The sequence below is a fragment of the Enterobacter sp. Ap-867 genome (assembly GCF_011752855.1).
In the GTDB taxonomy this organism is placed as follows: domain Bacteria; phylum Pseudomonadota; class Gammaproteobacteria; order Enterobacterales; family Enterobacteriaceae; genus Cedecea.
In genome coordinates this window covers 105,098-122,892 of record NZ_VWWS01000001.1, presented here as the reverse complement: position 1 = coordinate 122,892, position 17,795 = coordinate 105,098, and the positions used below count along the sequence as shown (strand labels likewise).

18 protein-coding genes are annotated in these 17,795 nt (G+C 48.0%); 14 read left to right on the top strand and 4 right to left on the bottom strand.

Annotated elements, in window-relative coordinates; all coding sequences use genetic code 11:
* Positions 1–138 precede the first annotated feature (138 nt).
* The 5 genes from F3J26_RS00590 to F3J26_RS00570 all read left to right on the top strand — a co-directional run bounded on the left by F3J26_RS00590 (position 139) and on the right by F3J26_RS00570 (position 4,387).
* Positions 139–558, top strand: a complete 420-nt coding sequence (locus tag F3J26_RS00590; RefSeq protein WP_166990523.1) for a VOC family protein — start codon at positions 139–141, stop codon at positions 556–558.
* 187 nt (positions 559–745) lie between these two features.
* Positions 746–1,747, top strand: coding sequence for a fatty acid desaturase (locus tag F3J26_RS00585; RefSeq protein ID WP_008459379.1), 1,002 nt, complete (start codon positions 746–748; stop codon positions 1,745–1,747).
* On the top strand, positions 1,740–2,537 hold the full coding sequence (locus F3J26_RS00580; protein WP_166990520.1) for a phosphate/phosphite/phosphonate ABC transporter substrate-binding protein: 798 nt from the start codon (positions 1,740–1,742) through the stop codon (positions 2,535–2,537). The genes F3J26_RS00585 and F3J26_RS00580 overlap by 8 nt, the downstream gene beginning before the upstream one ends.
* Positions 2,538–2,840: 303 nt before the next feature.
* Positions 2,841–3,347: a P-loop nucleotide/nucleoside kinase family protein gene (locus F3J26_RS00575; RefSeq protein ID WP_166990518.1), complete on the top strand. Its 507-nt coding sequence runs from the start codon at positions 2,841–2,843 to the stop codon at positions 3,345–3,347.
* Positions 3,348–3,370: 23 nt separating this feature from the next.
* Positions 3,371–4,387: a S66 family peptidase gene (locus F3J26_RS00570; RefSeq protein WP_166990515.1), complete on the top strand. Its 1,017-nt coding sequence runs from the start codon at positions 3,371–3,373 to the stop codon at positions 4,385–4,387.
* On the opposite strand, the gene F3J26_RS00565 is transcribed toward F3J26_RS00570, so the two are convergent.
* Positions 4,381–5,301 (bottom strand): LysR family transcriptional regulator, encoded by a 921-nt coding sequence (locus F3J26_RS00565; RefSeq protein ID WP_166990512.1) that lies wholly within the window; start codon positions 5,299–5,301, stop codon positions 4,381–4,383. The two genes, F3J26_RS00570 and F3J26_RS00565, sit on opposite strands and share 7 nt — an antisense overlap.
* A 184-nt stretch (positions 5,302–5,485) precedes the next feature.
* Here F3J26_RS00565 and F3J26_RS00560 point away from each other — a divergent pair, with 184 nt between their 5' ends.
* Both F3J26_RS00560 and F3J26_RS00555 read left to right on the top strand, forming a co-directional pair.
* Complete coding sequence (locus F3J26_RS00560; RefSeq protein WP_166990509.1) at positions 5,486–6,103, top strand: LysE family transporter; 618 nt, start codon at positions 5,486–5,488, stop codon at positions 6,101–6,103.
* A gap of 154 nt (positions 6,104–6,257) precedes the next feature.
* On the top strand, positions 6,258–6,803 hold the full coding sequence (locus tag F3J26_RS00555) for a hypothetical protein (protein ID WP_166990506.1): 546 nt from the start codon (positions 6,258–6,260) through the stop codon (positions 6,801–6,803).
* A gap of 225 nt (positions 6,804–7,028) precedes the next feature.
* Here the strand turns inward: F3J26_RS00555 and F3J26_RS00550 are convergent, their stop codons facing one another.
* Positions 7,029–8,234, bottom strand: a complete 1,206-nt coding sequence (locus F3J26_RS00550) for a M24 family metallopeptidase (protein ID WP_166990503.1) — start codon at positions 8,232–8,234, stop codon at positions 7,029–7,031.
* Between the two features lie 211 nt (positions 8,235–8,445).
* On the opposite strand from F3J26_RS00550, the gene F3J26_RS00545 reads away from it, so the two are divergent.
* From F3J26_RS00545 to F3J26_RS00530, 4 genes are read left to right on the top strand one after another with little or no spacing between them, the layout of a single operon-like run.
* The gene (locus F3J26_RS00545; protein ID WP_034809527.1) at positions 8,446–8,688 is read left to right on the top strand and encodes a type II toxin-antitoxin system CcdA family antitoxin; all 243 of its coding nucleotides are present in this window, start codon (positions 8,446–8,448) and stop codon (positions 8,686–8,688) included.
* Positions 8,689–8,690: 2 nt separating this feature from the next.
* Complete coding sequence (locus tag F3J26_RS00540; RefSeq protein ID WP_008459397.1) at positions 8,691–9,002, top strand: CcdB family protein; 312 nt, start codon at positions 8,691–8,693, stop codon at positions 9,000–9,002.
* A 49-nt stretch (positions 9,003–9,051) separates the two neighbouring features.
* Positions 9,052–9,900 (top strand): AraC family transcriptional regulator, encoded by an 849-nt coding sequence (locus F3J26_RS00535; protein WP_166990501.1) that lies wholly within the window; start codon positions 9,052–9,054, stop codon positions 9,898–9,900.
* A gap of 57 nt (positions 9,901–9,957) precedes the next feature.
* Positions 9,958–10,365 carry a DUF2000 family protein gene (locus F3J26_RS00530; protein ID WP_166990499.1) on the top strand — a complete coding sequence of 136 codons (408 nt, stop codon included), beginning with the start codon at positions 9,958–9,960 and terminating at the stop codon, positions 10,363–10,365.
* Positions 10,366–10,419: 54 nt separating this feature from the next.
* Here F3J26_RS00530 and F3J26_RS00525 read toward each other — a convergent pair whose 3' ends face one another.
* The gene (locus tag F3J26_RS00525; protein ID WP_166990496.1) at positions 10,420–10,677 is read right to left on the bottom strand and encodes a helix-turn-helix domain-containing protein; all 258 of its coding nucleotides are present in this window, start codon (positions 10,675–10,677) and stop codon (positions 10,420–10,422) included.
* Between the two features lie 105 nt (positions 10,678–10,782).
* Here F3J26_RS00525 and F3J26_RS00520 point away from each other — a divergent pair, with 105 nt between their 5' ends.
* The 3 genes from F3J26_RS00520 to F3J26_RS00510 all read left to right on the top strand — a co-directional run bounded on the left by F3J26_RS00520 (position 10,783) and on the right by F3J26_RS00510 (position 15,554).
* A complete protein-coding gene (locus F3J26_RS00520) occupies positions 10,783–11,013 on the top strand; it encodes a helix-turn-helix domain-containing protein (RefSeq protein WP_166990493.1) in 231 nt (76 codons plus the stop codon).
* Positions 11,014–11,107: 94 nt separating this feature from the next.
* The gene (locus tag F3J26_RS00515; protein WP_166990490.1) at positions 11,108–11,326 is read left to right on the top strand and encodes a helix-turn-helix domain-containing protein; all 219 of its coding nucleotides are present in this window, start codon (positions 11,108–11,110) and stop codon (positions 11,324–11,326) included.
* 1,258 nt (positions 11,327–12,584) lie between these two features.
* Positions 12,585–15,554 carry an NACHT domain-containing protein gene (locus F3J26_RS00510; RefSeq protein ID WP_166990487.1) on the top strand — a complete coding sequence of 990 codons (2,970 nt, stop codon included), beginning with the start codon at positions 12,585–12,587 and terminating at the stop codon, positions 15,552–15,554.
* A gap of 631 nt (positions 15,555–16,185) precedes the next feature.
* Here the strand turns inward: F3J26_RS00510 and guaA are convergent.
* Positions 16,186–17,763 carry a glutamine-hydrolyzing GMP synthase gene (guaA, locus tag F3J26_RS00505; protein ID WP_008459400.1) on the bottom strand — a complete coding sequence of 526 codons (1,578 nt, stop codon included), beginning with the start codon at positions 17,761–17,763 and terminating at the stop codon, positions 16,186–16,188.
* Positions 17,764–17,795: the final 32 nt, after the last annotated feature.

The window sequence follows — 17,795 nt, the reverse complement described above, 5'->3', positions numbered from 1 at the left end:
TTCCCCCTCGCGCTCTTTTAATTTCCTACCACTTGTTCAAAAATGCTCAAGCGCCCCGTTTGCTGGCCCCTCGCCTTGACCTGAAGTTAACTTGAGGTTGTAAAGTCACGCCATCAAAAACAGCTGAATGGGCAGACTATGGAACAGATTGATGTCGGCTTTACCCACGTCGCATTTATGGTGAAGGATCTGGATAAAAGCGTCGATTTCTACCTCCGCTATACCGCAATGAAAGTGATTCACCAGCGCGAACCCGACCTGCCGGACGCACGCAAGGTGGCCTGGCTCAGCGATCGCACCCGGCCTTTTGCGCTGGTTCTGGTGCAGGCAGACAACAACACCGACACGCCGCTGGGGAATTTTGGTCACCTGGGCGTGGCCTGCGCAACCAAAGAAGAAATTGATCGCAAGACGGAAATGGCGAGAGCCGAAGGCGTGCTGCGCAGAGAACCAGAGCAGCTTGGCGACCCGGTGGGTTACTTCGTGTTCTTTGCCGATCCAGACGGTAACACGCTGGAACTCTCCTACGGCCAGCGGGTTGGCATTGAGTCAATGTAAAGCCTGAAGGGCGACCAAAAGCCGCCCTTTTCTGTCGTTATGCCGCTACGCACCTCTGCCTTTATTCTCTCTTTCTGTTTAAGCATTTTATGTTCTAAGCATAGCTATTTATATTCCTATGGGCTTTAGCGGCGACGATTTACTCTCTGCTCAAATCAACGATTAATTGCGGGCAGTGATAAGTTAAATGAGTGGCAGAGCGTCGGTCTATTTACATGAAGAACAACGGGAATTTGTCAGTAAACTGCGGCGTTCGTGGCTGTGGCGCACGGAGCTGCCCACCTGGCTGCTGATTATCACGATTTACGGCGGCTGGTTTGCCACCGTGGCGTGGTGGAAAACCATTGGCCTCTTTCCGGCAACGCTGCTGCTCATCTGGTTAGCCACCTGGTATATGTCGCTGCAGCATGAGCTTTTGCACGGCCACCCGACGCGCTTCCCACGCCTGAACCAGCTGTTCGGGCTGATCCCTTTTTCTATCTGGTATCCGTACGGCACTTATCGCGATCTGCATCTGAAACATCACCAGGATGAAGATCTGACCGTGCCGGAAACTGACCCGGAAAGTTACTACTTTACCCGCCGCCGCTGGCAGCATTTTAGCGGCGTTCAGCGCTTGCTGGTGCGCCTGCGTAACACCTTCCCAGGTAGGCTGCTGCTGACGCCGGTGCTGACCATGCGCTGGACGGCGATCAATATCTGGGAAACTTTCCGCGGCGGTAATCGCCCGGCGATGGCGATGTGGACGGTACATCTGCTGCTGCTTATCCCGGTGCTCGGCTGGCTGGTGAAGCATGATTTCTCGGTGGTTTACTACCTGCTGGTCGTCACCTGGCCGATGCTGGCGATGACCAAAGTCCGCTCTTTCTTCGAACACCGCGCGGCGGAAGATCCCGAGGCCCGAACGGTGATTAACGAAGCAGGCATGTTCTGGCGTCTGCTGTTCTTGAATCTGAACTATCACTCAGTGCACCACGATCTCCCCGGCATTCCGTGGTACGGGCTGCCAACCGTTTACCGCGCGTATAAAGAGGAATACCTGCAGCGGAACCAGGGCTTCTTTGTGAACGGTTACGGCGAGCTGATGCGCGAGCATCTGATTAAGCCGATCCAGGTGGAAATTAACCCGTTCTTCCCGGACGGCCGCCTGGCGCAGGACGTGGTGCCGCAGGAGAAAGCCCATGAGTAAGCTTATCTCGCTGCCGATGTACGACGTGCATCACCCGGATACCGAAGCGCTGGTAGCCACCTTGCGCCTGCTACTGAGCGAAGAAGGACTGGACGGCGACAGTTTGATGTATAGCGAACCCGAAGATCGTCTGAGCCACTGGCAAGACTCGCGGCTGCTGCTCAGCCAGACCTGCGGTTATCCCCTGTGCGTCCTGCTGCCTAACGTGCAGGTCGTCGGTACGTTTCATTATCAGGCGGCAGGCTGCGAAGGGTTTCACTACAGCAGCCAGCTGATTGTGCGTGAAGCCGACGCGGCAAAAACGCTGGCAGATTTCCGGGGCAAGCGCGTCGTCTGCAACAGCGACGACTCCCAGTCCGGCTATCACGGCTTTCGCAGCCTGGTTACCCCGCTGCAAAAAGACGGGAAGTTCTTCTCAGACATCGCCTTTAGCGGCAGCCACCGCCAGTCGCTGGCGGAGGTGCAGGCCGGCACGAGCGATATTGCCGCCATTGATGCAGTCACTCTCGCGCTGGTTGCTCATCACGAACCGGAACGCGTTGCGGGCCTGGTTTCTATCGGCACAACGGCGCTGGCACCGGGTTTACCGATGATCACCTCGGCGCAAACTTCAGCCGTGGAACTGGCGCAGCTGCGCCGCGCGTTGAAACGGCTGGTGAGCGAGCCTGAGTGGCAAGAAGTAAGGGAGGCGTTACTGATAAAAGGTTTTAGCGTGACGCACCGGGATGATTATCAACCCATTAGCGATGCGGCACAGAAAGCGGCGGCAAGTGGACTTGTAACGCTGTAGCTGGTTGGTTTTTAACTTCTCCCACTGAGAATTATGCCTCGCTTTTCGTCCAACGTTTCACTCAGCCACAGCGTCGCTTCTGTTTTTCCCCTCTCCCTGGCAGAGAGAGGGGAATTACAGAAAAATCCTTCACAAATTTCAAAATTATGCCAGGAATTGCCAGCTCTTAACCTCGTAAAAAATATGGTTATATCATATAAAAACAACAAATGAGGTAGCTATTTAAAAGCCATTTCTCACGCTACTATCGTTAAGTACGCGACAAAACGCGCCTGATAATTCCTCCTACAAAAAGCTTATCCGATGAACCAAATACACTTTATTGAAGGCCCGGTTGGTGCGGGTAAATCGACCTACGCTAAGGCCCTGGCCAAAACCGACGGGTTTACCCACATCGCGCTGGACGAGTGGTTCGTGCGGCTCTACAGCCCCGACCGCCCGGCCAGAAATTTTGTGCCCTGGTATGTGGAACGCAAAGACCGGCTGATTGCGCTTATCCTGAGCTATGCCCGCACGGTGCTTGCCACCAACAGCATTGCGCTGGAGCTGGGGTTGATTCAGCAAGGCCCAAGGTTAGCCCTGCTCCGCCAGCTGCAGGAAGAAGGCATTCCGTTTTGCGTACACGTCCTTGACGCGCCCAAAAGCGTTCGCCGCGAGCGCGTACAGCGCCGCAATACCGAACAAGGCGAAACCTTCTCAATGGTCGTGCCGGACGAGATTTTTGAAGTCGCCAGCAGCCTGTGGGAATCGCCCGATGAGTTTGAACAGGAAGAGTTTGAGTTTGTTTTCCCGGCTACCGCCAGCCGATAACTGACCCACAGGGAGAAGTCGCCATGCCGCAGATTTATGCCCGCCCATTAACGGCGGGGGACACGATCGCCGTGTTTTCCCCCTCATCGGCGGCCACCGCGTTTGCCCCACAGCGCTACCAAAGGGCAAAAGCGTTTATTGAGTCGCAGGGGTTCTGTCTGCAGGAGGGCAGCCTGACAGGCAAAAAGGATTACTGGCGTTCTGGCTCCATTCGCGAGCGGGCGGATGAGTTTAATGCCCTTTTGCATGACCCGAACGTGCGCTGCATTATTTCGGCCATCGGCGGCTTAAACAGCAATTCGCTGCTGCCTTATATCGACTACGCGCAGCTGATGAAAGATCCCAAAATCATCATCGGCTATTCGGACGTAACCGCGCTGCTGGCGAGCATCTATCAAAGAACTGGGCTGATTACCTTTTATGGCCCGGCGGTGGTGGCTTCTTTGGGTGAGTTCCCTCCGCTGGTCGACAGCACGTTTGACTATTTCCTCAATATTCTCAGCCGGCCTCAGGCACTGCCGTACACGCTGAGCCAGCCCGCAGCGTGGACCGAGGAAATGCTCGACTGGGAAACACAATCCCGGGCGAAAACTCTGCGTCCGGGCAGCTGGTGCTTCGAGGGCACCGGCAAGGTAGAAGGCCGCGTCATTGGCGGCAACCTGAATACGCTTTACGGCATCTGGGGCAGCGAATACATGCCCGATATCAACCGGGGAGATATTCTGTTTATCGAGGACAGCCTGCAAAGCGCGGCTGAGCTGGAGAGGGAGTTTTCCCATCTTTTACTGTGCGGCGTGTTCGACCGCATCGCCGCCATTGTGCTCGGCAGACACGAGCTGTTTGACGACCAGGGCAGCGGAAAAACGCCGCTGCACATCCTGAGGGAAGTGCTGAATGGCCGCGAGATCCCCCTCGTCTCTGATTTTGACTGCTGCCACACACACCCGATGCTGACGCTCCCGCTCGGGGTGCGGATGCGCATCGACTTTGACACTCAGGCCATGTCCCTGACCAGCCAGTGGCTGGAAGCCAATCAGTAATCGAAAGCCAGCATGCCCGAGCGCCAGACGCTGGTCGTGCGGATCAGCGCCTTATCGCGCAGGAAATTAATCAGCGTGGCGATCACTCTGTCATGGCGCAGCTCGGGGCGGGTGACGATGAATAAATGGCGGCGCAGCGGCTGGGGCAAATCCAGAATGCGCATATTCTCCGGCACCGGCAGCACCGACAGCCACGGCATAATGGAAAACCCCAGGCCCTGATTCACCAGCCCGACTATCCCGCTGTCGCTGGCCAGCTTATGCACCACCTCATTACGCAGCCCCATCTCACGGCAGCGCTCCACGGCGGGGCTTAAGGTGTTGGCGTTCGGCTGGATAAACGGCAGGTTTTCCAGCTGCTGCCAGCTAAAAGGCTGCCGCAGGCGGAAGCTACGGGGCAGCATCAGCACGTAAGGGTCGCTGATGTACGGCACGCCGTGCAGCGAGTCCGGGTAGCCCTGAATGGTAATGCCGATATCCGCCCGCCCGGACACCACCGCGTCGTTGAGGTGATGGTATTCCGTCGCGCTGTCATCAATATCCAGATGAATATCGGGCAGCGCCGTGGCCAGCGCCTCAAAGTAAGGCGGCAACAGGTTCGCCGTCGCGCTGCGGAAGCAGGCCACCCGCACGCGCCCGGCAAGCTGCGGCGCTTCCGCCGCTGTCTGCTCAATACCGTCCAGCAGCTGCATGATTTTTTTCGCATCTTTGAGGATTTGCGTGCAGGCGGCAGTCGGCACGCAGCCGCTGCGCGAGCGATGCAGCAGGCGCACATTCAGCTGTTGTTCCAGTTCGGCAATCGCATGGCTGATGCGCGACTGAGTACAGCCCAATGCTGCGGCTGCGGCGCTGAAACCATTGTTTTCCACTACGGCTATCAGCATTTCCAGCTGATTTAGCTTTATTCCGGCCATATTTTCAGTCAGTTATTGGAAAGAGCAGCTTTCGACAAATCGAAATTCTTCATAGATAAGGAAAACATATCACGCTTTTCGGTTGCCGCCTACCGGCCTTCCTTCCCATCATAAAGCCAGCCAGTACGGCGCATAAAAGCAAGAATGCATCATCTGAACTAAGCACTTTAAGGAAAACCTGAGCATGCCCGGCATCATTCATTACGGCACCTTTGTCGTCTCTTTCATCCTGCTGTTAATCATTCCCGGCCCCGGGAATCTGATCCTGATCACCAGCGCCAGCAAAGGCGGCGCGCGCAGCGGCTATCTCTGCCTGATGGGGATTATTCTGGGCGACCAGGTGCTGCTGTGGCTGGCTATCGCGGGCGTAGCTGCACTGCTCGAATCCTCGCCGCATGTTTTCCAGGTCATCAAGTGGCTGGGTGCCGCTTACCTGCTGTGGATGGGTGTGCAGCTGCTGATGAAAGCGAAAACCAGCGCCCCGCCGCCGCCGGTGACCGGTAAAAGAACGCCGTTTTTGCAGGGCATGGTCATTACTCTGATGAACCCCAAACCCATTCTGTTTTACGTGATGTTTCTGCCGCTGTTTATCGACCCGGCGCGCAGCCTGGGGATCCCGACGTTCGCTATTCTGGCGGGTACGGCCGCCGCGCTGACCTTTATCTACTGTTCGATAATGATCTTCCTTACGACTTCGCTTGCAGAGAAAGTGCGTTCGCGGCCGGGCATGGTTTATCTGCTGGGGAAAGCCACCGGCCTGTTCCTGGCGATATTTGCGGTGAAGCTGGCATTTTTTAGCTGAGGCAGGACAAGTTATTTACGCCCGATTGCTCTGTATTTATTCTGATTCGGCATCTGGCGTTTTACAGAAATATCTCACTAATGGTTACGTGTCATTCTTTTTAGATTGCTATATTCTTTGCGCGGGTATTTCATCTAATAAGGAAATTAATTATATGAGAGTCGTCGTATTACAGGGCCAATATGGTCTGTTCAAAAAAGAAGGGCTTGATCTTTCCATGCCGGCAATACAAACCTGCCTGGGGCTTTATGCCGTATCAGAGCAGCATGATTACCTTCTCTGCGCGCATTTTGATTCAGAAGTCGGGCTGCAGCAAAATTTAAGAGAAATTAAGAATGCTTTAGCCGCTAAAAACATCAGCATGAGCAGCCTTAAAGCAACGGTCTTTGGCGGCGACGGTAAACAAAGCTACGTCCGGTGTTCCCCTCCCAGCAGCCACATAGGGAATGATATTGTCAGCTTTATTAAAGCGCAGGGAGGCAGCGCCGAGTATTCAAATGAGTATTACTCTGGCGTTATCCCCAAAACATTCAACTTTCACTATCAAAAAGGCTGCGGTATCTCCGAGGGGCAAAATCCGAAGGATTTTTCTGGCGCCAGTCAGCAGGCAATGAATTTAGCTAAGCAAAGAATGAGACTGAGGCCCGCTGAATATTCTCTCGCCCATGCAAAAATGGTAGATGTCAGCCGCTTATACTAAAATCCGTTATTTTTGACCTAAAGGAACCGTCTGGTATTATCGGGCATTATTTATAACCCCTTTATGTACAAATTAATCTCGCAGGTTCCTTTATTTTTAATAATGCAATGTACTATCCAACCATTACAAAATTAAGATACTTAATTTAGCAAAGCTGACAACACGAATTCACAATAATATCTTAATTAAGAGATTAACGGGGCATCTTAATGCCCCGAATTAAGCTTACTCAAAACGCTGTAGCGTCCTCGGTAACTGGCTAAACAATTCATAGCCGTCATCGGTGATGAGCAACATATCTTCCAGCATGATCGCCCCGACGCCGATGCCGTAGTAAGGCGTTTCCACGCTAAAGACCATGCCCGGTTCGAAGGTTTCGGTTGCCGCAGCGCTCACGAACGGCGCCTCTTCCAGGCCTAAGAACAGCCCATCGCCGTGCCCTAAATGGCCGCGATTATAGTGCGGCAAGCCATTGGCCTTGATTTTACTCATCGTGTCGTTAAACACATGGCTGAGCTTTACGCCCGGGCCAATCAGGCTGAGCATATGCTCGTGGCCCTGCAAAATGGTTTGGTAGATTCGCTCGGCCATGGCCGTTGGCTGCCCGAACACCACGGTTCGCGCCAAATCCGCCCCGTACCCGGCGACATCCACGCCGCAGTCAAATTTGATCAAATCCCCCGGTTTAACGGGTTCGCGGCTCGGGATGAGTTTTGGGGCAAAATCATCGCCCACCGAGATCAAATGGAAGCGCGACAGGTTGGTCTCCGGGTGCTGCATCACGGCTGCTTTGTAGGCGGCGGTGAGATCCCACGCCGAACAGCCCACGCCAATCGTCTTAAAAGCTTCACTGATGCCATACTCGGTGATCTGCGCGCTTTTACGCAGGAAGGCTATCTCCCACGGGCTTTTGACCATCCGTAGCTCATTAAAGATTGCCGTGGAGTCCACCAGCCGTAGATTCGGGATCACCTTATCCAGCGTCTGCTTGCCGCCGTTGCTCATCGCATTCAGCTCGATAGCGATGTTTTTATCCAGCACGCCCGCATCCGCCAATGTGGACTTGAGCAGCGTGAAAACGGCCTCCACCGGCGGGCCAATCGGCCGCTCTTTCACCACCCGCTGCGGGTTAAAAGGCTCATCGACATCCACCCAAACCGGGAAGGTCTTCAGCTCATAGTTCGCCAGATCAAACTTCAGGCCAGCCGCCTCAAACTCATTCATCACGATCAACGAAGGCAGCTTCTCATCCCGGAAAATGACCGCCAGCGCCGCGCCGGTGTGGCGGAAGGTGTACATAAAGAAACTGGCAAACCCGGTGACATGGCAAAAGTTGTCCGGGGTGGTCACCACCAGAGCCTCAATATTGTGCCGGGCCATGATCGCCCGGGCTTTGGTCGTGACCGCCTGGAGATGATCTGCTTTATTCATGGTGCTCGTTACCTCAGTCTTGTTTAACTTTTGCCGGAGTCGGATCGCCAGATGTTTTAGCAGATCACTCGGGATTTATATAGCGGGCTTGAAACCCGGACATGAAGTCGATTTTTAACCAAAGATATTTGGTGATATTTTAGCCATACAGTATATGTGCTACTGTATGCGTTATTAACACATACAAAAGCACAGTTCTTGAGGAGGAGCCATGCCTGCATCAGCAAGTATACGAGTGAAAAAAACCGTCACCGTCACACTGGAGCCAGATCTGATTCAGGAAGCCAAAGCGGCAGGAATCAACTTGTCACAAACGTTGCGTAAAGCGCTAAAAGCCGAAATCAAGGAGATTGAAGCCGCTCGCTGGAAGAAAGAAAACGAAGCCGCAATCGACTATCTGAACCAGCTCACGGAAGAAAACGGCCTTTTATCCGACACCTACAGGACGTTCTAATCATGCAATTCACCGTCTACAAAAATACGGGAAAGCCAACGGCTTACCCGTATTTATTGAATGTTCAGAGCAACATCATTGGGCGTAGAAACACCCGAGTCGTCATTCCTTTATTCCCTGCTGAAAACTATAAAGGGCCACGCACGGACAAACTCACCCCATCCATTCATCTGGCCGGTGAAGATTTTATTGTGATGACTCATGAACTCGCGAGCATCCCTGAACGGGTCCTGGGCGCAGAACACTGCAGCGCGGCTGAACATGAAAATACAATAAAAGCGGCGCTTAACTTCCTTTTCTATGGCATCGAGTAGCCTGCTCCTCTTTCGGAAACCGAATTCGTTTTAAAGCGAGGCCTGATTGATGATAACGCGCGACAAAACAAGCAGCGACTGGGTTGATATCAACCGCGATGAAGAGAGCGGTATAGAGAGCATTAACGCCCATTTCTCCGGCCACGCTTATGACGCGCACGATCATGATGAAGTGCTTGTCGGCGTTACGCAGCAGGGGCTCCAGCGCTTTAACTGCCACCGCACCACGCACACCAGCCATCCGGGAAGAGCCATTCTGATTGAACCCGGCGCGGTGCACGACGGCCACGCTCCCGAAGCCGAAGGCTTTACTTACGCGATGCTCTACCTGCCGCAAGCCTGGGTGGGCGATCACATGCAGCGCCGCGGGCTGGGCAACATCGCCACGCTGGAAGCCGCTTTCCATAACACCCTGGCGGACGACCCGCAGCTAAGCATTGCTATTCAGCAGGCGTTTTTTGCCGTTCACCATCGCGAAGGGCGACTCGCGTGCGACCAGACGCTCGACCACCTTATCGCCCTGCTTTCCCGTCACATCAGCCTCAGGCAGCCTTCCACCTCAAACGATGCGCTTCGGCAAATGCATGAAGTCCGGAATTATCTTCACGATCGTATGCATCTGGACATCGGCCTCGACGAACTCGCGTTGCACTCCGGCATCGACAGGTTCCGGCTCAACCGCCAGTTTAAGCAGGCATTTGGCCAGTCACCTCACGCTTACCTGGTGCGACTCCGCCTGCGCACCGCCCGTACGCTGCTGGCGCAGGGGAAAGAGCCAGCGCTGGTCGCCTCACAAACCGGATTTGCCGACCAAAGCCATATGGGACGCTGGTTCCAGCGTGCCTATCGCCTCTCCCCCGTCGCTTACCAGCGCCGCTGCACAAACGTTCTATACTGACCGCCCTGTTATCTTCGATGATGCTTTCTCAGAAAGATGAACGGAGAAGCAGGACAGATGTTTGATACCAAAATTGCCTTTATCGTACGCGACGATTTACCTGCCTGGCAGCGCCTGAACGTGGTGGCGTTTCTCGGCACCGGCGTGGCAGCCGCCTCCCCGGAAATCATGGGCGCGCCCTACATAGATGCGAAAGGCCGCGAATACGGCAATTTGTCCGGCCAGCCGATGCTGATTTTCGAATCCGATCTCGCAGGGCTGCAAACTGCTCACCACAAAGGCCTCGAGCGCGAGCTAACCCTGATCCCTTACGTACACGCCATGTTTTCCACCGGGCAAGACGAAGCCAACCGGGAAGTGTTCAAAGCGGAAGATGCCGACAGCATGAACCTGGTCGGCCTGGCAATGCGTGGCCCGAAGAAGGTGGTGGATAAGGTGATAAAGGGGATGAAGCTGCATAAGTAGCGTCGGGACTTTTGGCAGGTCAGTTTCTTCAGCGGAACCGACCTGTTTTTACGATCAATCACAGTGGGAGTGAATATCACCCTCTTCGGCCGCACCAGTGTTCAAGGCTGGATAGCGCGAAGGCCAAATCTCTTCTGGCTGTTTGCCCAACGCTTCGGCGATAAGCCGCTCGCCCTTCGGCCAGTGCCGGGTTAAGGCATTCGCCAGCGTCGATGACGCCAGCCCGGAATCTCTGGATAACGCCGCCAGCGACGTGCCTTTCTTCCTGATGCCAGCGATGATATCCGCCGGATGCCAGTCCTGTGCTTTCATACAACCTCCTTTCATGTTGACTATAAGTCACATCATAGCACATAAATTAACGTATGTGACTAATAGTCCGTGGACTCATAAGCATCAAAACAAGATGCTGATCACATGAAAACATCCAATTCAATCCAGGCCCTGCTGGGACAACGTGTTAAGCAACTGAGATTGCAAAAAGGTCTCTCTCAAGAAGCCCTTGCAGAAAGGTGCGGCTTGGATCGTACTTATGTCAGTGGAATTGAACGCGGCGTTAGAAACCCCACTCTGGAAGTGCTCCACATCATTGCCAATGGTTTAAACATCGATCTTGCCAGCCTGTTTGTATTTTCCGATCCTATCTAATCTTTAAATCTCAGATCTCATAACAGTAAAACAATTCACAAATGTGACTCATAGTCCGTGGTCTGATAAGCAACGAAGGATAATGCTTATCCGCATGGAAAATACTAAAAAAATTACAGTTCAATTTGGGCAACGGGTCAGAAAACTTCGCTTAGAGGCGGGGTTATCTCAGGAAGCCTTTGCAGATAAATGCGGCTTAGATCGTACTTATATCAGTGGAATCGAACGCGGAGTCAGGAATCCGACTTTGGAGGTGATTGCGGTGATTGCTGAAGGCTTAGATACTAGTTTATGGAATTTATTTAATTTATAAAACATGCATTATAAAAAATAAGAGTTGGTTCGATGAGTTAAAAAAGATATTTATAATAAACACAGAAACATATATACCTAGGCTTTATTAACATATCTTTCATAAATTTTCAATTTATTAAAACAATATAAACAACTACTGTATATGGTAGTTTTTTTAAATAAAAAAAGTGTATTCTATGATTATCTAATAATAAAAAACCCTTCACTTTGGGAGTTCTTACGGCATATTAATTATATCCTCCAAACATATAGCTATGTGTAAACCCATGTTTACTGTACAGCATAGTATTTCAGTTTTGGAGGTCATCGAAGTCAAACGGACAGTATAATACGTTTATCGTGAAGTCACTATATCGCCTTCCAGTTAAAAAAACTGAAGGGGGAAATATAATGGGATGGAATTAGCCAGTCTTAAAAAGATCAATGGTTTGAAGCACGAGTAAGAGAAAGCACTGACTGCCAGCGTGTAATTCAGCGCCAATGGCGATGTCAAAAGCGTTGAATCAGAACTTTTTCATCATTTTTATGCACAGAGCGCTGCTCTGTAGTCGATGCTTTCGGGCTTTCAATGTGATGGACAATGTTAACCGCGAAACACTGGCGATGAATATCGAACTGAATATCCCGACTCAACATGTCATACAGGTCCTAGACTAAGATTTCTCAAACCGCGGCTACTTATTTAATATACGGATAGACAACGGACCAGAATTGGTTTCGCAGGATCTGACACAATGGGAAGAAGTGCATAGTGTATTACAGGGATTTATTAAGTCAGGCAAGCTGATGCTATATCCCTTTATAGAACGTCTTAACCGAATGTACCGAACAGAAACCATAAATCTTTATCTATTGAGGGAACTGAAGAAGTCCATAAAATAATGGAGCGCTGACTGGTTAAATATAACAGCGAACCACCTAACCTAATGAACATCTTAATAATCTGAAGCTGAATGAGTACCGGCTGATAGCGAAAAACGGAAATATCACAAAATGTGTGGAGTTTAAACCAGTGCATTTACAAGAGGGCTATGCAGACAAAAACTGGACAGCAATGAATCAATTGCTTACAGGATACGATATTCACAAAAAACACCATCTCTATAATCTTCACTTATAGATAAAATCACATGCAAAGAGTAAAACATTATTTTTAATACACAAGTATTACGTGACCATTATAGAAATAATCAAAAAATATGATCATTTAAAAACCAATCGGTTACATTAACATAAACTTCATGAGGATAATATAAATGGAGCATCAGAAATTAGTTGAAAAACTGCTTCAGCAAGACGAAAACTTATGTTTAGAGTTCAAATCCTACTGGTATTGGACAAATGAAAAAAAATCTTTAATGCAGAAAGGATGGGATGAATTTTTAAAAGATTTTATTTCAATGTTCAATACCTATGATAAAAACGAGTCACCTCGACACTTTATTTTTGGATTTGATGAAAAAACAGGAGAAAAAAACAATTTCACCAAAAGTATTGATGGTAATGAGATAGGAGAACTACAGGATTTAGATGAATTAAAGTCAGATTTAACTTCTCGTTTAGAAAGTACATGTAGCTATTCATCAAATGACATTGATATTGCAGATTTTTTTGAATTTGATGTTATCAATATTGACGAAAAAAAAATATTGTTATTAACCTTACATCATGCTTCATTTTACCTCACTCTTAAAAGAGATCTATCAGGTGGAATGAAAGAGAATGCTATTCCTGTACGCATTATGAAGCAAAATTCGCCAAGTAACTCTATACTAGATGGCAATAGAATTAATGATTTGAAGGATGTTGTAGAAAAAAACAGTAAAAATATTCAAAAGAGAGAAAAACGGAGTATTAGAAAAATTGTCGAAGCATTCCAAACCAAACATTTCCCTTCAGCTAAAGTTTGCTTAATAAAAGAATCCAGAGCCAAATCTGGAATATATTATGAACTATTTGAAATAAATTCAGAATTTACCAAAAATCAAATATTTGTTTATATTACATCTTTTACCAGTCAGGAAAAAACAATTAACAATATTTGCTCTGATTACTCAACAACCTTACAAAATGCATCTAATATTTTCCTTTTGGCGGATAAAGAAAATAGAGTTGGTGGTACTATTGATCTAAATAGAATTGAGAAACTATTTAAAGATAAGATATCAAATAATAAAGACATCATAAAGGTTGAATATTTAGAAAACTTTTCAAGTAGAAAAATATACAAAGAAGAATTGTTGGAGGAGATTTTTTCTGTTGAAAAACCATCCTCTCATAATTCATACATTTCTCCAGACGTAAGAAAACCCAATGGAGAAAAAGTTCAGTCAAGTTTATTTTTTGATGATTGGATAAAAAATGATGAAAGTCCTATTTTAGTAATTAAAGGTACTGGTGGAGTTGGTAAAACAACTGTTGCCAGACAGTTCATTTATAAAATACAAAAAAAAAATGTGACTTCAAAGCCTGATGAAAATGACACAAAATATTTATTTATAAACTCACATGGAATTATCAATGAATTAATGTCATCAGGAAAAATAAGTGATTTATATGATTTTTATCAAGTATTAGCTGAAATATACAAAACAAAAAAAAGACTTAATAAGCATACATTTAGTCTCTCTGCTGACAATGGAAATTTGGTCATTGTCTTGGATGGTATTGATGAAGTTATTGCAAAGAAGGGTAGCGATTTCGATGTCATAAAGTTCATGGACTCTATTACCACTGAATATTTGGGCAGTGTTGGAAAAACAAAAATTATAATTACGTGTCGTGATAGTTTTTGGGGTGATGATTTAATCAAATCAAATAACATCAGTGAAATTGAAATTCTTCCATTTAATAAGGAACTAACTGAACAGTACTTTACAAGGATATTTAACGATAAGAACAAACAGAATAAAGCGATCAATATGGCTAGCGATTATGAAATTAATGGTAGCTACGTACCTTACATACTTGATATGATCAGAGAAATCATCATCTCCAATGAAGAAGGTTTAAATACAGCAAGTTTCGATAGCAAACTGTTGAAGTCAGATAAAAACAAGCATGATTTCTTAATTGGAAAAGTTTGTGAGCGTGAAATTAAAAAATTAGACAACACTAATATTGATGAGCAATTATACTTATTTATGAGCATGGCCCTACGCTATTCCGGGACATTAAATCAATCACAATTAAAAGAATTGTTATCTAAAAGCCACTCTCAAAAAAACCTAACCAAGTTTAATGCACACCCTTTATTAAAAGAACTGGATGATGTATTAAGCTTTAGATATGATTTTTTTGAAGAGTATTTTAAGGAATTGAAATTATGTATTTTTCTTGAGCTTGATGAGGTTAAACTATCAAACCTAGATAATTACTTGGTTGACATCCTTAAGGATTACATTAATTATGATAATGACTTTGTTGAAAACTTAAGAAAACGTATAAATAACACAGAAAAACTCAATGAAAATTTATTTCTTCTATTAATAGATCTAGTTAACATAAATAGAAACAAAGACTCCAACATTATTATTGATAATAAACAGTCAATAATCTCTTCCTTTTTCATTTTATTATTGTTAATTAATGAGCAAAGCAAAGAAAAAAGAACGGAGTTATTAAAGGAAATATTTACGAAAGATGACTGCATTGAGAATCTTTCTTTAATCAATTTACACAGTATCAACAAAAAAATAAATTTCGATTTTAAAAATTTAAAGTTCAATAATTGTCATTTTGAAAATTTCGAAAATTTTTTTGAATGTGACTTTGATGAAGAAACTCATTTCAGAAATAGTACTTTTTTACCTAAGTTAAGAAAAAACTCTCAGATATCATCAAGTCTTCTAGTGAATAACATTGATAAATCAACTTGCAAATACGATGGATTACAAAGTTATTTCGATGAAATAAAAGAAAAAGGTGTAAAGGAAAGTGATTTAAATGATAAATTTGTGAGAGATGTTGTACGTTTCTTTTGGAAAGGTATGGGTTTTAAAATCCTACCTAAACAAAGCGTACATAATAAATTCAAAAAAAACCATGCATTATTAGAAAAATTAGTATCTATATCTTTCTTAAAGGAAAAAAAAGTCACAACATCGAGAGAACGTAAAGAGCCGCATTACTATATTGCAGATGAGTTTGACGGAATCAGAAAAATAATGGAAGAGAATCAAACATGTATAGAGTTTGAAAGAGTCAAAAAAATCATGGGAAGTTAAATTAAAAATCATACTCACAAAATATTTTTAATTACTGCAATAATTAGAGGTGACCACTCTGGTGGTCACCAAATTAATCAATGAAATATATTTCATGATATCTTTATTACTCACGTAGCAACCTTGTTCCAAAAATAATCTCCTATAATTTATTTTTTAGTAAGCAATTTAATTAACAAGCCAAGCCACACTTTACCATTTAAGTAATTTGTGACATATAAAACTGATAGGTATGCCTATTATTTTATCTGCAAATTAATATTATCTATTTGACCATTCAGCCCCAACACTTGTTCCCGGATAGTTCACTGGGATTACCTATCGAGACATAGACATCTTTATGAGTATAACAACTTAGGAAGCAAAATTAGTGCAAGGGTGTCGAAATGACGTGATTTTGACAAAAATAAGAGCCATATGGCACCTTACAAAATCTACTAATGGTTAAATCACTGCCAGTTTTTATATATTACTGACACAGATGTTTCATGAATTACATTATTGTATAGAACTAACCTGTTTCAGACCTCCTCCACCAGAATTGCCCTTATTCAGAACCTGTAAGCCCGCAGTTACGCGGGCTTACAGGTTCTTTACTGCTTTTACGTGCAGGCTATTGCCAGACGTTAAATCATTCCCACTCAATCGTCGCCGGCGGCTTGCCGGAGATATCGTAAACCACGCGGGAGATGCCGTTCACTTCGTTGATGATGCGGTTGGACACGCGGCCGAGGAAGTCATACGGCAGGTGCGCCCAGTGCGCGGTCATGAAGTCGATGGTTTCTACCGCACGGAGGGAAACAACCCAGTCGTACTTGCGGCCATCGCCCATTACGCCCACGGAACGGACCGGCAGGAACACGGTGAACGCCTGGCTCACTTTGTTGTACAGGTCGGCTTTGTGCAGCTCTTCGATGAAGATAGCGTCGGCGCGGCGCAGCAGGTCGCAGTACTCTTTCTTCACTTCGCCCAGCACGCGAACGCCGAGGCCTGGGCCCGGGAACGGGTGGCGGTAAAGCATGTCGTACGGCAGTCCCAGCTCGAGACCGATCTTACGCACTTCGTCTTTGAACAGCTCGCGCAGTGGCTCAACCAGGCCCATCTTCATCTCTTTCGGCAGGCCGCCCACGTTGTGGTGAGATTTGATGACGTGTGCTTTGCCGGTCGCGGAGGCCGCAGACTCGATAACGTCAGGGTAAATGGTGCCCTGCGCCAGCCATTTAACGTCTTCCAGCTTCAGTGCTTCTTCGTCGAACACTTCCACGAACACGCGGCCGATTATCTTACGCTTGGCTTCCGGGTCGTTCTCGCCCGCCAGCGCGGTCAGGAAGCGGTTTTCGCCTTCAACGTGAACGATGTTCAGGCCGAAGTGGTCGCCGAACATGTCCATCACCTGCTGGGCTTCGTTCAGGCGCAGCAGGCCGTTGTCCACGAACACGCAGGTCAGGTTTTTGCCGATGGCACGGTGCAGCAGCATCGCGGTCACGGAGGAGTCAACGCCGCCGGACAGGCCGAGGATAACTTTGTCGTCACCCACCTGCTCGCGGATGCGAACGATAGCATCTTCGATGATTTTTGCCGGGGTCCACAGCGCTTCACAGCCGCAGATTTCCAGCACAAAACGCTCCAGCAGACGCTGGCCCTGACGGGTGTGGGTCACTTCCGGGTGGAACTGCACGCCGTAGAAGCGTTTTTCTTCGTTGGCCATAATGGCGAACGGACAGGTTTCGGTGCTGGCAACGGTCACGAAGTCAGACGGGATGGCGGTGACTTTGTCGCCGTGGCTCATCCAGACGTCCAGCAGCGGCTGGCCGGCTGCGCTCAGGGAGTCTTCGATGCCGCGAACCAGCGCACTGTCGGTTTTCACTTCAACCTGCGCGTAGCCGAATTCACGCTCGGTAGAGCTTTCAACGTGGCCGCCCAGCTGCATGGCCATGGTCTGCATGCCGTAGCAAACGCCGAACACCGGCACGCCGGCTTCGAACACGTACTCAGGCGCACGCGGGCTGTTTGCTTCGGTGGTGCTTTCCGGGCCGCCGGAAAGGATGATGCCGCTTGGGTTGAACTCACGAATTTGAGCTTCGGTAACATCCCAGGCCCACAGCTCGCAGTAAACGCCGAGCTCACGGACGCGGCGCGCCACTAGCTGAGTGTACTGAGAACCGAAGTCGAGGATCAGAATGCGATGTTTATGAATGTTTTCCGTCATTGACGTTAATTCCGAGGCAAGTGATACAAAAC

Coding starts and splice junctions, on each gene's coding strand:
- F3J26_RS00590 (WP_166990523.1), top strand. CDS start 139: ATGGAACAGATTGATGTCGGCTTTACCCACGTCGCATTTATGGTGAAG.
- F3J26_RS00585 (WP_008459379.1), top strand. CDS start 746: ATGAGTGGCAGAGCGTCGGTCTATTTACATGAAGAACAACGGGAATTT.
- F3J26_RS00580 (WP_166990520.1), top strand. CDS start 1,740: ATGAGTAAGCTTATCTCGCTGCCGATGTACGACGTGCATCACCCGGAT.
- F3J26_RS00575 (WP_166990518.1), top strand. CDS start 2,841: ATGAACCAAATACACTTTATTGAAGGCCCGGTTGGTGCGGGTAAATCG.
- F3J26_RS00570 (WP_166990515.1), top strand. CDS start 3,371: ATGCCGCAGATTTATGCCCGCCCATTAACGGCGGGGGACACGATCGCC.
- F3J26_RS00565 (WP_166990512.1), bottom strand. CDS start 5,301: ATGGCCGGAATAAAGCTAAATCAGCTGGAAATGCTGATAGCCGTAGTG.
- F3J26_RS00560 (WP_166990509.1), top strand. CDS start 5,486: ATGCCCGGCATCATTCATTACGGCACCTTTGTCGTCTCTTTCATCCTG.
- F3J26_RS00555 (WP_166990506.1), top strand. CDS start 6,258: ATGAGAGTCGTCGTATTACAGGGCCAATATGGTCTGTTCAAAAAAGAA.
- F3J26_RS00550 (WP_166990503.1), bottom strand. CDS start 8,234: ATGAATAAAGCAGATCATCTCCAGGCGGTCACGACCAAAGCCCGGGCG.
- F3J26_RS00545 (WP_034809527.1), top strand. CDS start 8,446: ATGCCTGCATCAGCAAGTATACGAGTGAAAAAAACCGTCACCGTCACA.
- F3J26_RS00540 (WP_008459397.1), top strand. CDS start 8,691: ATGCAATTCACCGTCTACAAAAATACGGGAAAGCCAACGGCTTACCCG.
- F3J26_RS00535 (WP_166990501.1), top strand. CDS start 9,052: ATGATAACGCGCGACAAAACAAGCAGCGACTGGGTTGATATCAACCGC.
- F3J26_RS00530 (WP_166990499.1), top strand. CDS start 9,958: ATGTTTGATACCAAAATTGCCTTTATCGTACGCGACGATTTACCTGCC.
- F3J26_RS00525 (WP_166990496.1), bottom strand. CDS start 10,677: ATGAAAGCACAGGACTGGCATCCGGCGGATATCATCGCTGGCATCAGG.
- F3J26_RS00520 (WP_166990493.1), top strand. CDS start 10,783: ATGAAAACATCCAATTCAATCCAGGCCCTGCTGGGACAACGTGTTAAG.
- F3J26_RS00515 (WP_166990490.1), top strand. CDS start 11,108: ATGGAAAATACTAAAAAAATTACAGTTCAATTTGGGCAACGGGTCAGA.
- F3J26_RS00510 (WP_166990487.1), top strand. CDS start 12,585: ATGGAGCATCAGAAATTAGTTGAAAAACTGCTTCAGCAAGACGAAAAC.
- guaA (WP_008459400.1), bottom strand. CDS start 17,763: ATGACGGAAAACATTCATAAACATCGCATTCTGATCCTCGACTTCGGT.